Origin of the sequence: Maribacter algicola, assembly GCF_003933245.1 — a bacterium.
Taxonomy (GTDB): domain Bacteria; phylum Bacteroidota; class Bacteroidia; order Flavobacteriales; family Flavobacteriaceae; genus Maribacter; species Maribacter algicola.
The window spans coordinates 1,350,230-1,365,793 of sequence record NZ_QUSX01000001.1; the positions used below are offsets into that span (position 1 = coordinate 1,350,230).

The 15,564-nt window shown below is 40.7% G+C and carries 11 protein-coding genes; 4 read left to right on the forward strand and 7 right to left on the reverse strand.

Annotated features, from left to right (window positions below):
- The first annotated feature begins 52 nt into the window (after positions 1 to 52).
- The 3 genes from DZC72_RS05650 to DZC72_RS05660 all read left to right on the forward strand — a co-directional run bounded on the left by DZC72_RS05650 (position 53) and on the right by DZC72_RS05660 (position 2,940).
- A complete protein-coding gene (locus DZC72_RS05650; RefSeq protein ID WP_125221884.1) occupies positions 53 to 1,159 on the forward strand; it encodes an acyltransferase family protein in 1,107 nt (368 codons plus the stop codon).
- A 29-nt stretch (positions 1,160 to 1,188) separates the two neighbouring features.
- On the forward strand, positions 1,189 to 2,016 hold the full coding sequence (locus DZC72_RS05655) for a PIG-L deacetylase family protein (protein ID WP_125221885.1): 828 nt from the start codon (positions 1,189 to 1,191) through the stop codon (positions 2,014 to 2,016).
- A gap of 84 nt (positions 2,017 to 2,100) precedes the next feature.
- Positions 2,101 to 2,940 (forward strand): 3-keto-disaccharide hydrolase, encoded by an 840-nt coding sequence (locus DZC72_RS05660; RefSeq protein ID WP_243641655.1) that lies wholly within the window; start codon positions 2,101 to 2,103, stop codon positions 2,938 to 2,940.
- Here the strand turns inward: DZC72_RS05660 and DZC72_RS05665 are convergent, their stop codons facing one another.
- From DZC72_RS05665 to DZC72_RS05695, 7 genes are all read right to left on the reverse strand, one after another.
- Positions 2,941 to 4,575 carry a S41 family peptidase gene (locus tag DZC72_RS05665; RefSeq protein WP_125221887.1) on the reverse strand — a complete coding sequence of 545 codons (1,635 nt, stop codon included), beginning with the start codon at positions 4,573 to 4,575 and terminating at the stop codon, positions 2,941 to 2,943. It abuts the gene before it with no gap.
- Positions 4,556 to 4,939, reverse strand: coding sequence for a ribonuclease P protein component (gene rnpA / locus DZC72_RS05670; RefSeq protein WP_125221888.1), 384 nt, complete (start codon positions 4,937 to 4,939; stop codon positions 4,556 to 4,558). The genes DZC72_RS05665 and rnpA overlap by 20 nt, the downstream gene beginning before the upstream one ends.
- Positions 4,940 to 4,954: 15 nt before the next feature.
- Positions 4,955 to 6,811: a M1 family metallopeptidase gene (locus DZC72_RS05675; RefSeq protein WP_125221889.1), complete on the reverse strand. Its 1,857-nt coding sequence runs from the start codon at positions 6,809 to 6,811 to the stop codon at positions 4,955 to 4,957.
- A gap of 17 nt (positions 6,812 to 6,828) precedes the next feature.
- Entirely contained in the window at positions 6,829 to 8,460 is a 1,632-nt protein-coding gene (locus DZC72_RS05680) for a S8 family peptidase (RefSeq protein ID WP_125221890.1), read from the reverse strand.
- 24 nt (positions 8,461 to 8,484) lie between these two features.
- On the reverse strand, positions 8,485 to 9,348 hold the full coding sequence (locus DZC72_RS05685; protein WP_125221891.1) for an MBL fold metallo-hydrolase: 864 nt from the start codon (positions 9,346 to 9,348) through the stop codon (positions 8,485 to 8,487).
- A 153-nt stretch (positions 9,349 to 9,501) separates the two neighbouring features.
- Positions 9,502 to 9,885 (reverse strand): response regulator, encoded by a 384-nt coding sequence (locus tag DZC72_RS05690; protein WP_125221892.1) that lies wholly within the window; start codon positions 9,883 to 9,885, stop codon positions 9,502 to 9,504.
- 11 nt (positions 9,886 to 9,896) lie between these two features.
- Positions 9,897 to 13,325, reverse strand: a complete 3,429-nt coding sequence (locus DZC72_RS05695) for a PAS domain S-box protein (protein ID WP_165869278.1) — start codon at positions 13,323 to 13,325, stop codon at positions 9,897 to 9,899.
- Between the two features lie 363 nt (positions 13,326 to 13,688).
- Between DZC72_RS05695 and DZC72_RS05700 the strand changes: the two genes are divergently transcribed.
- Positions 13,689 to 15,557, forward strand: a complete 1,869-nt coding sequence (locus DZC72_RS05700) for a cation:proton antiporter (protein ID WP_125221894.1) — start codon at positions 13,689 to 13,691, stop codon at positions 15,555 to 15,557.
- Positions 15,558 to 15,564: the final 7 nt, after the last annotated feature.

A 15,564-nucleotide genomic window follows, 5' to 3' on the forward strand; every position in this document is an offset into this window, starting at 1 on the left:
TCATTTAAAATTTGTTGTACATTTCGAGCCTAAACCTAACCATCCAAATGGTATGTCGCAATTCGCCAAACCATTGACTCAACGCCTGTATTCTCTGGATGTTTTCAGAGGATTCATAATGTTCCTGCTTATAGCTGAGGCTGCAGGTTTCCATGAAAGCTTCGCGAGTTTAACGGAAGGCACTTCTTTTTATCCACTGGCACTACAATTGCATCACCATCCATGGAACGGCCTTCGTTTCTGGGACCTCATACAGCCCTTTTTTATGTTTATCGTTGGGGTGGCCATGCCTTTTTCCTTTAAAAAACGCCTGGAAATGGGGAACAGAAAGGAATTGAACAAACATATTGCCATGCGATGCTTAAAGTTGTTCCTATTTGGGGTGTTGTTACACTGTGTCTACAGCCATGGTCCGGTATGGGAACTATGGAATGTTTTGGTACAGTTGGCATTCACAATCCTGATTGCCTACGCCATTATGCGTAAAAAAGCCACCTTTCAAATAGGGTTTTCACTGTTCCTTTTATTGCTGACGGAAATATTATATAGAAGCTATAATCCAGAAGCTCCCTATGCTCAAGGACACGAAACATTTGGTTCATGGGTAGATTTTCTGGTCATGGGGAAGGTAAACAACGGATATTGGGTATTTATAAACTTTTTGCCAACTGCCGCCCATACTATCTGGGGAGTAGTCTGTGGCCAACTATTGCTGAACGCTTCTGCACAAACCAATAAGGTAAGGAACTTCCTTTTTTGGGGAGTTTTGGCAACCGTCCTAGGGTTTGCTCTGGATTTTTTTGATATTACACCGATTATAAAACGCATAGCGACCACTTCTTTTACGCTGGCCTCGGGTGGCATTTCCATCTTGGCACTTGCTTTTTTCTATTGGGTAATCGATGTGAAAGGATACAAGAAAAAATGGCTTCAATTTTTTGCGGTCGTAGGCACCAACTCCATTTTCATCTATTTGTTTGCTGAGACCTTTGGACATTTGATTTTCAGGGAATTCGAGATTCTCTGGAACACGGGTCTTTTTCATGCGCTGGATATACATAAGGATTGGATATTGGTTTTGGAATCCTTGTTAATTCTGCTATTTTTATGGTATATCACATATTATCTGGACAAACGAAAGATTTATTTTAAAGTCTAGAAGCGGACAGGGACCAAAAAACATGTATCATGCAAAAACATCAACTATACAGAAATCAAGTGCTAAGACAAGGGCTATTTACGTTGCTTGTCATTTTACTGGCGGGACCCATTTCATGTGCCCAAAAGCCCTATGAAGGAAAGGTGTTGCTGGCGGTTTTTGCACATCCAGATGATGAAAGTACGGTCTCTCCCATATTGGCCAAATATGCAAGGGAAGGAGCCAAGGTACATTTGGTCGTAGTTACGGATGGTAGGTATGGCACCAACGATTTCCATGACCACAAGGCCGGGGATGAATTGGTCGTTACCCGAAGGGAAGAAATGAAATGTGCCGCAGCATTGTTGGGGGTAGAGTTGATACATCTAAATTTTCACGATCAGCTTAGGGCGGGTGAAGGCTATGACGGACATGTTCCCCATGCCAGGGAAATGGTGAAGCAATTGAACGATATTGTTGAAAGGATAAAACCCAATGCCATCATTACTTGGGGCCCTGATGGCGGTTCCACGCACATGGACCACAGGCTTGTTGGCGCCTCTGTCACACAAGTGTACCTAAGCAAGGATTGGCAAAAGCCCATGTCCCTATACTTTTATGGCACACCAGTGGAAAACATCGATGATGCGGAAGGAAAAACCTTAAGGGGTCAAGCGAGTAAATTTTTAAGGACGAAAGTTTCCTATACCGATGAAGATTTGGAAATGGCCGCTAAATCCTACCGATGCCATTACAGCCAAATCGACCCTATGTTAACGGAAGCGGATTTTATTGAACGAAAGTCCAGGAAAGGAAAGTTTGTATACTTAAGAAAGTTTGAAGCACCAAAATCCGATTCCGATTCGGTTTTTGAATAGCATACCAAATACCAAAATGGGATGAAAATTTATAAATCACTTCTTTTTTTCAAATATTTTGGAACTAGACCAACATATTTGATTTTGCCACTTTTATTGGCTATATATTCCAGCGCCATATCCCAAAAAACAATTGATGAAGGATGGGCAACACTTTTTAACGGAAAGGATTTGAAAGGTTGGACCACCAAAATCCATCATTACGAGGTATTTGACAATTACGGGGACACTTTTAGGGCAGAGGATGGCATCATAAAGGTCAGATACGACCAGTATGAAGGTTTGTTCAACGATCGCTTTGGACATCTATATTATGACCAACCGTATTCCTATTTTCATTTATCTTTGGAATATCGATTTGTGGGTGAACTTTTCCCCGGGGCTCCTGACTATACTCTTTTAAATAGTGGAGTGATGTTTCATTCCCAAGACCCCAGAACCATTCTTAAAGAACAAGATTGGCCTATATCTGTAGAAATGCAATTCTTGGCCGGCGTTGAGAAAGGAAAAGAACGGCCTACAGGGAATATGTGCTCCCCCGGAACAGATATCTTTTATAAAGGAATTTTAGACCCCAACCATTGTGTCAATTCGATTTCAAAAACCTATTTTGGCGACCAATGGATAAAAGCGGAGCTTATCGTCTTTGGAGATTCCTTGGTTAAGCATATCATCAATGGCAAAACCGTTTTGGAATACTCAAAACCTCAAATGGGGGGAGGGGTCGTCAATGGTTATGATTCTAATATTTTTAACCCGGGGACTCCCTTGAAGGAAGGTTTTATAGCTTTACAAAGTGAAGGTCAGCCAATCGACTTTAGAAACATAAAAATAAAGAACCTAAAAGGTTGCATGGATCCAAAGGCTGTCAACTATAAGCCGTATTATATTGAGCCGGACCCAAATGGTTGTGAATTCCGTTAATTACCTATTTCCTAGGATACTGTCGTATTTTGAAGTGTTGTCCAAAAGCTCAGCTGCGGCCAGAATAGCATCGTCATGCGACAGGTAGTATTGATATAGCCCATCACGATAAAAATAGCGCTTGATAATTTCGTCCTCTAAATTTTTCTGGATTTCTTTTTGATACTTGTCTAGGGCATTAATCTTGCCCTTTTGAATATTTGCCAACAAGGTCTTGTAACTATCCTTTACTTCCTGACCTAGGAAATCGTTTTCCGGACCGGAAAGGGCTTCGGTAATTGCTTTTTCTGCCTTGGTCTCAAAGGAAAAATCACTTTCCCTTACAAAGGTCTTAAAGCTATTGAAGTCCGAATTCGTAAACTGAAAATCGCCTACATCGGCTACTTTGTTGCTAAAGTAATAATCCGTAGCATAGTCGAAAATGACATTGTTTTGCAGTAATGCCATGGTTAAATCGTTCGTTTTGACTGCGGCGATTTCAATATCGGGCAATACGCCCCCGCCGTCTTGAACCTTTCTTCCGTTCCGGGTCGTGAAATCATTGAATTGGGTATTTCTTATGGCATTGCCATTTTCGTCACGGTTCCAGTAATCCAAGGCTTGGATACAACGTCCGGATGCCGTATAATATCTGGAAATGGTCACTTTTAACTGCGTTCCGTAGGTCAGCTTTAAAGGCCTCTGAACCAACCCCTTTCCAAAACTCCGGGCGCCCATGATTACCGCGCGATCCAAATCCTGCAAGCTACCTGAAACAATTTCGCTGGCAGAAGCACTACTGCCGTTCACCAGTACTACCAGGGGAATTTCAGTATCTACAGGTTGGTTGCTTGTACGGTATTCCCTGTTGAATTTCTTTACTTTGGATTTTGTGGTAACCACTAATTCCCCTTTTGGAACGAACAAGTTGGTTATGTTGATTGCCTCGGACAGCAAACCTCCCGGATTGTCACGTAAGTCCAACACTATTTTTTCGGCTCCTTTTCCTTTGAGGTCGAGCAAGGCACTTTTTGTTTGGTCCGTGGCCTTGGCATTGAATTTTGACAAAACTATATAACCGGTTTTGTCGTCTATCATTTTGTAGAATGGTACGGCATCTACTTCAATTCCACCACGCTCTATGGTGGTGCTGTTTAATTTCCCTTGTCGTTTGTAAATGATATCTACTGTGGACCCTTCAGAACCTTTAAGAAGCTCGCTTGCGTTGTCCTCAAAATCGGCCACCTTGATATCCCCAATTTGAATAATCTGGTCCCCGGCCTTTAAACCGGCCTTATCCGCAGGATAACCTTGATGCGGCTCAACAATCAACAGTCTATCCTTGTAGGTACGTACCAGTGCACCAATACCGGAGTATTCCCCTGCATTGTTTATTCGGTACGATTCTACGTCCTGTTCGTTTAAAAATTTGGTGTAGGGATCTAGGTCCTCCAACATGTTTTTTATGGCCGTGTCCATTAGTTCCGCAGGATTGGTCTCGTCCACATAGTTCATATTGAGCTCCTTGAAAAGCGTAGTGAAAATTTCTATTTGCTTCGCTATTTCAAAAAAATCACTTTTAAAACTACTTCCAACCACTAGAAAAGCAAGGGCCAGAACGGGAAAAATAATTCTTTTACGCATTAGTTTTTTCATGGATCCGGGCATTAAATTTTTCCAAAAGCAGCTTCATTTTAGACGCTACGTCCTCAAAAGCCGGCATATCCTTTCCAAGGTATAAAAATAAAAACGCAAAGTTTCCTTGCGTATTGTTAAAAGCCAGGCCTTTGTTCAATCTATAGGACTCCCGTAACAGCCTTTTTATTTTATTTCGATGAACGGCCCTTTTAAAGTTTTTTTTGGGAACGGTCACTGCGGCCTTTATGCATACCTCTTGTTGTTCGGTTCGGAGATATATCAGCTTTAAAGGGAATATGGTGAGACTTTTTCCTTCGGTAAAAAGCTGGCCAATTGTTTTTTGGCTTTTTAATTTTTCTTTTTTACCGAAGGAAGTGTCCATTTTTTTAACCGAGTGTTATTCTTCGGGTTGCCAAACATTGTTTTCGACGTTTATATCGGCCATTAACTGGGATGGGTCTATCACGACCGCCTGAATGTCCGAAATAGGCCTGTTTATCGTAAAGTCATAGTTGGAATATGCCCAAGGCCAATCTGGCAACACGGTTCTTTCAATTTGCGGATACGGATTTTCCTTTTCACCGCGCATCATTCGCAAGGGAGCGTAGTATGTTTCACGGCTACCGTCGTTATAGACCAATAATATGTCGATAGGCATTGGCATCAAGCCAATTCTTTCCATGGTGATTTTAGTGCCTTCACCTTCTGGTTCTACGGACTTTATACCGTAATCTATCGTGTTGGTGGTCTGTGTCCAATCTGTTAAATACCAATCCAACTCCATTCCAGATATCTTCTCTGCGGTTCTTTTGATGTCATTGGGCACCGGATGCTTGAACTTGAAATCCTCATAATATTTCCGGAGTGTTTCCATTAACTTATCCTGACCCATTACGTACCCCAACTGGGCAAGAAAAACGGCCCCTTTGCTATAGGCCGATATCCCATAAGCGAAATTAAGATCATACCTATCGGCATGCGTGCTCATGGGCTGTTCCTTCCCTGAAAGGGCCAAATTATAATAGCTTTTATAGGAGTTTTCAAAGGGATTTTCCTTGTTTTGCTCCCTGATCTCATTACTACATAATGCCGATATAAAGGAAGTAAACCCTTCATCCATCCATTCATGTTTAGCCTCATTGGTGGCCAACACATGTTGAAACCAGGAATGGGCCAATTCATGGATCATGGTGCCAATGACACTTCCGGGTTTATCGCCACCAGTAATCAACGTAGCCATGGCATATTCCATACCTCCATCCCCACCTTGGATGACAGAATATTGCTCATAGGGGTATTCGCCGACATTCCTGTTAAAGAAGTTCATTGCCTTTTCGGTCATGGGCTGTACCGCTTTCCATGTTTCCATGAACTTCGGGTCGTTTTTATATAAAAAATGAAGTGTTGGGCCATTTTCCATTTGTAATGTGTCATGCACATACTCAGGATCTGCCGCCCACATAAAATCATGGACCATGGGCGCCTTAAAGTGCCATGTTAAAGTCTTTCCCTTTTGTTTCTTGACCGATGTTCCCGGAGCTTCGTAACCGTGACCAATTTCCTGCGGATTTTGCAGATAACCGGTTCCACCAACAATATAGTCCTTATCCAGGGTAAGTTTCACATCGAAATCGCCCCATACACCGTGGAACTCTCTGGCGATATAGGGATCCGCATGCCATCCTTCAAAATCATATTCGGCCATTTTTGGATACCACTGGCTCATGGAAAGGGCTACTCCATCGGCATTATTGCGTCCCGACCTTCTGATCTGAACGGGAACCTGACCTTTAAAGGTCATTTCAAAGGTTGTTTTACCTCCGGAGGGAATCGGCTTTGCCAAGTCCACGACCAGTACGGTACCTTCTTCCTGGAAGCTTACTTTTGCCCCATCTTGGGTCAGGGATTCTACGTGTAAATAGCCTATCTCACTTTCCGAGAGACCTGCAATCCTACTTTTTTTGTCCTCCGTTATCATTCTTCTATCCGGATCTTGGATGTTTTGGAGCCTTATGTCCATTTCGCTACCCGGCTGGAACGCATTGAAATACAAATGGTAATAGACACGGCTCAATGCATCTGGGGAATTGTTCGTATACACGAGTTTTTGGGTTCCCGTATATTCGAAACTTTCTACATCCATGTTTACATCCATGGTATAGTCCACATGTTGCTGCCAATAATTGGTCTGGTTCTGGGCAAACGATATACTCAAAAACCCAATCAATAAAACGGCTAAAAGTAATTTCTTCATTTTATTATTATTCAATATTATAGTTGTAGTTGACCATTACTTACCTTACTAGCCATGATCAGGGCATTATAGGCGTTGACCATTTTACCCGAGGTAGATATTTCACTTAAATTGGCATTTTTGGCATTGTCTCCTCCCAAGATGACTTTGGTCTTTACGGGTAAGCCCGAATTCAATATAATTTTCTTTACTTGTTTCGCACTCAAGTTGGGGTATTGCGACCAGATCAGGGCCGCCACACCCGAAACCGCTGGTGCAGCCATGGAGGTGCCGGGGGAAAACTCATATTCGTTGTTTGGATAGGTAGAATAAATATCCGTTCCGGGAGCGAAGACATCCACATTGATTTTTCCATAATTTGAGTAAGAGGCCAGAAGTTCTGAACCATATTTAGGGTCCAAGGCGCCTACCGTAATCACATTGTCCGCAAACTCCACCCCATTGTTTATTTGATCGTTGGGATAATTTGGATTGGCGGGATTATCAAGATCGGCACCATCGTTTCCTGCGGCATGTACGAACAATACATCGTTATCCGAGGCATATTTAATGGCGTCATAAACCCACTGCGCATTGGGGGAGAAGGATTTTCCAAAGCTTCCATTAATGATTTTGGCACCGTTATCCACTGCATAGCGAATACCGCGAGCTATGTCCTTGTCATATTCGTCCCCATTGGGAACGGCCCTGATGCTCATTATTTCCACATTATTGGCAACACCGTTCGCACCAAGCCCATTGTTTCTTTCAGCTGCAATGATTCCTGCAACATGGGTACCATGGCTTTCATCGTCTACACGATTGTTGGGATTTCCATTTCCATAATCCGTGTCATTGTAATCATAGGGGTCGTCACCCACAACTTCCCTGCCGTTAAAATCCTTGTTGAGATTATAGTTCAGTTGCTCCGTAAAATAGGTGATGCCATCTCCCAATTCTTCGATTACCTCTGGAATGGAGTCCTTAAAGCTGTACATTTGAAGAAGTATGGACTTGTTTCTTTGCATTGCCTCCGTACTTGCCTCCATACCGGATACATCCTCTTTTGTGTAGGCTTCCTTGCCCAAAAATGCCTTCACTTCCGCGTCCGCACTCTTTACTGCCTGTAGAATCTGTTCATACCGTTCCTTATTCTGTAGTGCAGAGGCATATTCCTCGTCCAGTTTTGCCTTTGCCTTTGCTAAGGTGGCTTGGTCACCAATGTTCAATCGCAACATTCGAACATACTCAAGCTGCTCATTATAGGACTCCCCTAAGAAGTTATATCCATGGATATCGTCCACATAACCATTGTTGTCGTCATCCTTGTTGTTGCCAGGTTTTTCATCGGTATTGGTCCATATGACCCCATCCAAATCTTCATGGCCCAAATCGATTCCGGAATCCAGAACTGCTACGATAATTTTTTTTCCTTTCTTGTTCTTTATGATTTCGTCATAAGCTTTGTCTACGCTCATGCCTGGAATTGTGTCCGAAGCAAGGTCCAAATGCCCCCAGTTTTTCTTTTCTGCTTCGGTAAGGTCCGAAACCTTCAAGGGAACGGCATCAATATTTTCGACAGGAGTCAATATCAGACCTCCTGTGCCACCACAACCAACTAGTGTGAAGAAAGAAAATACCAAGAACGATTTAGTGATTGTACGTATCATTTGTTATTAAATTAATTGTGAATTTTAGTTGAAAATTTCATCGAAAGTATAGGTCTGGTCCAACCGAACCCCCTTATCGGTTTTTTTGAGTGTACAGAGCTGATTGTGTGCATCGTGTTCAAAGAAAAGAAAATAGTTTTTTTCCGCAGCCTCATTTAGGAACTTTTCTTTTTCCGAAAGAGTCAACAAAGGCCTTGTATCGTAGCCCATAACATAAGGCAATGGAATATGGCCTACCGTTGGTATTAAGTCTGCAACAAAAACGAGCGTTTCTCCTTTAAAGGTAATCGTAGGCAACATTTGTTTTTCTGTATGTCCGTCTACAAAATAGATGCCAAACCCTAGTTCAGAAGTGTTCTTATATAGTGAATCATTTGAAAAATCTACAAAGTCCAATTGGCCACTTTCCTCCATAGGTAATAAATTTTCCGACAAAAAGGATGCCTTCTCCCTGGCATTGGGATTGGTAGCCCATTCCCAATGGTTTTTGTTGGTCCAAAAACTGGCATTTTTAAATGCAGGCTCATATCCTGTCCTATCCTTGTTCCATTGGATGCAACCCCCACAATGGTCAAAGTGAAGATGGGTAAGAAAGACATCTGTAATATCCTCTTTGGACATCCCTATTTTTTTTAGGGAAGTTTCCAACGAAAAATTGCCCCAACGTTGGTAATGGCCAAAAAATTTATCGGATTGTTTATTGCCAAGTCCCGCATCCACTAGAATAAGTCTGTCACCATCATGGACCAACAAACTTCTAGCTGCGATATCGATTAAATTGTTTTGGTCTGCCGGGTTTGTTCTATGCCAAAGCGTTTTTGGCACGACCCCAAACATGGCGCCACCGTCCAGCTTAAAATTTCCTGTCTCAATAGGATATAAATCCATTAATCTTTAGGGTAATGGTATAAATGCGGAAAATTAATTAAAAAGAATAGGAAAAACAGGTAGTTTATGAGAATTTAACGGCTAGACACAGCTTGGAAAAAGGATTCACACATGATTAGACGTTGCGGAACGCACTTAAGAAACACCCCATGGCTAGGGTCGTATTAATTCTTCTATCGAATGGTGCGCCAATGGTTTGGCCAAATGTTTTTCTATTTCTTCATAACTTTCTGAACGGGCAATGTCCGTTGGATTTGTGGAAGAGCTTAAAACAAAAACCCGGCATTTTCCCTTCAATGCATCTGGCAATTTTTTAAAGTGCTCTATAAATTCATATCCATCCATGCCTGGCATACGAATATCCAAAAAAATAATTCCCGGAACCAAATCAACGTTGTCCTGTAATTCTATGAGATACTCCAAGGCTTCTTTGCCTGAGGTTTTTGTGACGACTTCAGACACTAAATCGGATTTTGAAATGATAGCCTTATTGATATAATTATCAATTTCCGAATCATCTATTAAAAGTATTTTCATAATAATCGTATTTAGTCACCGGAATAAAGATTAGGAAGCCTTAAAGTAAAAACAGACCCTTTCTTCAGGGTTGAGTCCAAGGTTACAGTTCCGTTGAGTTTTTCCAATATTTCCTTTACAATGAACAGGCCAATTCCAGACCCTGTTACATTAGAAGAGGCCCTATAAAACATATTATATATTTTTTCCTGGCTTTCCATTGCTATTCCCATTCCATTGTCCTCTATCTTTATGACCGCTTCTTTTCTGTCTGTTTTTATATCAATCCAAATTGAGGGAGATGTCTTTTCCTTGTCCTGATACTTTATTGCATTGGAAATAAAATTGTTCAACAAGACCACAACCCTTCTTTTGTCCGAGTAAAAAACCGTTTTCTCCTCTATTTTTTTATGAACCTTAATGTCTTGGGCACTTTTTAAATACCATAAATCTGCAAAAGACTTCTCTATTAAGGTACTAAAATTTATTTCTTCTGGCACAACTGCTACATGATTATTTCTTGAGTATTCAATGATATCTGCAATGAATTCATCTAGACGCGTAATTGAGTTTTCCATCATCTTTAGATTGAGCAGGTCCACATCATGCCGCTCTTCCCTTTTCATGATATCCACCAAGCCAAGAAGGGATGCCAAAGGAGATCTTAGTTCATGTGATGCACTATAAACGAAGCTATCCAATACTGAATTGGTCTTTATAAGTTCGGCATTTTGTTTTTCAAGTTTTTTCTCGAATTCCTTGGCTTCGGTTATATCTACCGCAGTTCCTTGAGAAGCTATAACATTGCCACTATCATCTGTCGTCACTTCCATTTGGACCTTTACATGTTTTATGGATTTATCTCTATGGAGTATCCTGTAGGAAAAGGAGCTGTTGTCCCTTTCGGAAACTTTTTTTTCAATGATGGCATCGTGCATCTCAAGGTCATCTGGATGAACCAATGTTTTTGTAAATGCAACATCGATCTTTCTTCCGGGCGTAACATCATAAATTTCGTACATCCGATCGGACCAATCGATGATACCCGTTTCAAGGTTCCAGTTCCAATAACCAATTTTTCCTATACGTATGGCAGCGTCCATTTTGTATTGGAGATCAAGGACTTCCTTTTGGGTTTTCTTTTGTTCCGTGAGATCGAAGGCCACTGAACCAATTCCTATTGGCTTATTGTTGGTTTTGTCGTTTATTAGAAAGGCGGAAAGTGCCGCGGGAATATTTCTATTCTCTTTAAAGCTTCTTAGATAACCTTCGCCGCTCCAGGCTCCATTTTTAAAAATCATGGGCAGGTACTCCTCTTTGATGATCTGTCTTGAGTTCTCTGGAAAAAAATCTAAAATGTTATAGTCACCTATCCTGTCTTCCAAGGAGAGTCCTACAAGTTCCCTACCGGATTCATTGAGATAAATACACTGTCCATCAAGACCTGTCAATCCAATAAATCCAGGACTATTTTCAATTACAGCTAAGAGTTTTTGGTTTTCCTCCTCAGAAATTTTTCGTTCTGTAATGTCTCTAAAATAAACCGTTAGGCCTTCAGGTGATGGGTACACATGGCTTTCGGTCCAAATATTATTTCTGGAATGAAATTGTTCCAAATAGACATACTCTTGCTTTTTTAGGGCGCCTTCAAGTTTGCTCTGTATGTTAGACCCTATAAGATTGGAAAAGGTCTTCCAAAAATTTTTACCTATAAGCTCGTCTTTGTTCCTTTGTATTAATTGTTGTGCCTTTGCATTGATATAGGTTAGGTTCCAATGGTTGTCCATGGATATGAACGCATCTGATATCCGCTCCGTCAACTCGCGGTATTTTTTTTCACTATCAAAGATTTTTTTCTGGGCCTTTTTCTCTTCGGTCCTATCCAAATATGTGGCAAGTATATACTTTTTGTTTTCAATTTCGTATGTTTCCGCGGAAGCCGTAAAATAAATTTCTCCTTTCCCATTTGGTTGGGCTATAACCTCCATGGACAATATTTTTCCGCTAGCATTTAGGGACTCAAGAGCTTCCTCCCGCTTTGATTCCACATCGATTATTACATCTAATTCTTCAAACGTTTTTCCTTTTACATTGTTAAAATCAAACCCTAACAAATCCAAAAAGTACTGATTGGCATCGAAAAACCTTAGGTTTTCATCAAATATTGCCATGCCTATGGTCTGGCTATTAAAGGCTTTCTGAAATTTTCTAAGATTTTCACTTGCGTCATGTTCTAGTTTTTTTCTGACCGTCACGTCCCTAACGATGCCAAGAATGGTACCATCGTTCAATTTTTTTGCACTAACTTCTCCATAAAAGCAAGAGCCGTCCTTTTTTCTGAGTTTTCGTTCGGTAAGAACAGATTGCCCAGTATTTATTTCGGCAAACCGTAAGGGTACCTTTTTTAAATCGCCTTTTGTTGCTAAATCTTTGAGATTTTTTTGTAACAACTCATTTTTTGGATAACCAAACAATTCCACACCTTTTATGTTAGCCTCCAAAAGATTTCCCTGAAAGTCTGCCAAAAATATACCATCTGAGGCCTCTTCTATATAGGCCCTTAATTTTTGTTCATTTTCTTTTAATAAATAGGTTTTTTCATTGACCCTTTCACGTAGGATGTTTGGTCGTTTAAGTAAAAAAACGGTAAAGGAGCTAGCAACTATAGCCAGAATCAATCCTATTCCACCTAATACATAAAACCCGTACAGAGCTAGATTTTTATCTGAAATCACATACAATTTCCATTCACCATTGTAATCACTTATCGAGTGTTTCAAGACATTCTTAGGGAAGGCTTTTTCAGTAGAAAAGAACAATTTTTCAGACCCGTCCGTATTTGTTTTGTATAGTTGATATGAGAATGGATTATTTTCCTTAGAGTCCAAGGAAATTTCGGACAACAAAGATTCTAGTTTAATTACGGCCGCAGCAAAACCGGCAAATTGGTTTTTGTAATAAATGGGGGTGCGGCAAACAAAGCCAGACCCTCCTTGTTTTAACTTAATTGGTCCAGTGACATAGTACTCTCCTTTATTTTTAGTGATTAAGGCACCATCTCTTCCAATGGAATCTTTTAAAATATTAAACCCCAAAACCTCATTTCCATCTTTGGGGAATACATGTGTAATAACCCCTGTACTATCCACAAGCTCGAGGGCATCTACATTATTATGTGTGCTAAGTATCAACCTAGATATTTTTGAAAAATCTTCTGGAACGCCATAGTTCTCAACTAAGAAGCCTAAGTTTTTAGTACTTGAGAATCCTTGCTCCAATACTTTTTTCATCTGGCTTTCTACACGTGCAGCTTGCCTTCTCAACTCATTTTCTTCAGAACTTTTTAAGATTAAGTACCTTTGATACGTGATAAAAACCACAAGGCCAAAAACCAATAAAAATACCAAAACCCCAACGAACTGTGGAGTGCGAGATTTTAAGTTATAGAATGTTCTGCGCATCAACATTGTATACAACCAAGGTTTTTGGTTTATTATCCAGTTATTTCCACAAATTCAATTTATGAAGTTTAAGTAGTCAATTGTAAGATTTTGGAATGGTCTGAATGAATTGTATCAGCTTGGGAGCATCTGTGCAAAAATATAAAAGCTTTTTCAATTTTGGCATTTTCATTCAAAAAATGTAAGTAAAAAATTACATCTTTATTATATCCATTAAAAGGACACATGACTGTTATTTAAACAACTACACCAAAAAGAGGTGAATTAAGGGATTGTTTTAAAAAACAGCGCCTAAAGTGGTATTCGGCCATCATTGTGTTCACAACTCCCGTTTAATTCTTATTTTTAGCAAAAAAGTATTCCATGCTAGAGCTTGCCGGTATTATTATTCTTGGGATCATTGCGCAGTGGGTGGCATGGCGTTTTAAACTGCCCGCTATTCTTCCCTTAATTTTGATCGGTTTAATAGTTGGGCCTATATCCACATTGTATACGCAGGATGGCTCAAAGCTTATAGAACCTATTTGGAACGGAGAAAAGGGGTTGTTTCCTGGTGAGGGACTGTATTATTTTGTGTCCCTTGCCATTAGTATCATATTGTTCGAAGGAGGCTTGACGCTTAAGCGGTCTGAAATTCGAAATACAGGTCCCGTTATCACAAAGCTTATTACTTTGGGAAGTTTGGTTACCTTTTTTGTAGGGGCGCTGGCGGCGCATTTTATTTTTGACCTGAGTTGGCAAGTATCCTTTCTTTTTGCGGCTTTGATTATTGTGACAGGCCCTACCGTAATTACTCCTATTCTAAGAAATATTCCCCTAAAAAAAGATATTTCTGCCGTTCTGAAATGGGAAGGTATCTTGATAGACCCCATTGGTGCCTTGGCAGCCGTATTGGTCTTTGAATTTATAAGCGTAGGTGAGGGTCAGGCATATACATTGACCGCCTTGGTGGAGTTTGGGAAGATCTTGCTCTTTGGTTTTACTTTTGGTTTTACCTTTGCACATGGTTTGGCCTTTGCTATAAAAAAGAATTTTATTCCACATTACCTTCTGAATGTGGTTTCCCTTTCCGTGGTGCTGTTGGTTTTTGTGGAATCCGATCTATTCGCGCACGAATCCGGACTGTTGGCGGTTGTGGTCATGGGCATGGTTATGGGGAATATTGATTTGCCCAACATCAAGGAACTTCTTTACTTCAAGGAATCGCTTAGTGTCCTTTTGATTTCTATCCTTTTTATTCTTTTGGCCGCCAACATAAACATTTCGGATCTGGAACTTATCTATAATTGGAAGACCGTAATTTTGTTCGCTACCATTGTATTCCTGATTAGGCCTTTGGGAGTATTCCTGAGCGCTATGGGCTCCAATTTGAAGCTCAATGAAAAACTTTTTATCAGTTGGGTAGGCCCTAGGGGTATCGTAGCGGCCGGGATAGCATCGTTATTTGGTTCTAAACTGTTGGTCAAGGGGGAACCTGGAGCTGAATACATTACGCCATTGGTGTTCATGATTGTATTGGGAACAGTACTATTGAATGCAACTACGGCAAGGCTATTTGCCAAATTGGTTGGTGTTTTCCTAAAAAAGTCCGAAGGTATATTGATCATTGGCGCATCCAAGGTCTCTAGGCTTATCGCCGGATACCTGCAGGAGAACAACAGGCATGTTGTTTTAGTGGACAACAATGAAACCAACGTGTCAAAGGCACGTAAAGCAGGTTTAGAAGCGTTTGCGGCCAATATTTATTCTGATTCATTAGGGGATTACATTGAACTTAACGATGTGGGCTACCTTATGGCCTTGACAGGAAACTCGGACATTAACAAATATGCCATTGACAAGTTCAAGGGGGATTTTGGTGAAAATGGATCCTTCCGCTTAGTTGATTCGGAAGAAATGAATGACCCGGAAAACAACCCAAAGGAAGGATTGTTCTCCCATACGGACGATTTTATAAAGCTTACCGAAACGGCTAGAAGGAACCCAACGATCCGTGAGATTGAACTTAAGGACACCGAACATTATGAAGGCCTTATCGAAATAACCAAGGCCGATGCCGATATAATTCCTCTGTTCCTAAAAACACCGGATGGCGATATTAAAATAATTTCCTCGTTCAGTAAGGATTTTACAGATATTGAGGAAGGCTCTATGTTGGTTTACCTGGGGAAAGCGCTTCCTATAGAAGAGGAAAAACAAAACGCAGAGGCAACAATGGCACCCACTAAGTAATTTGAAC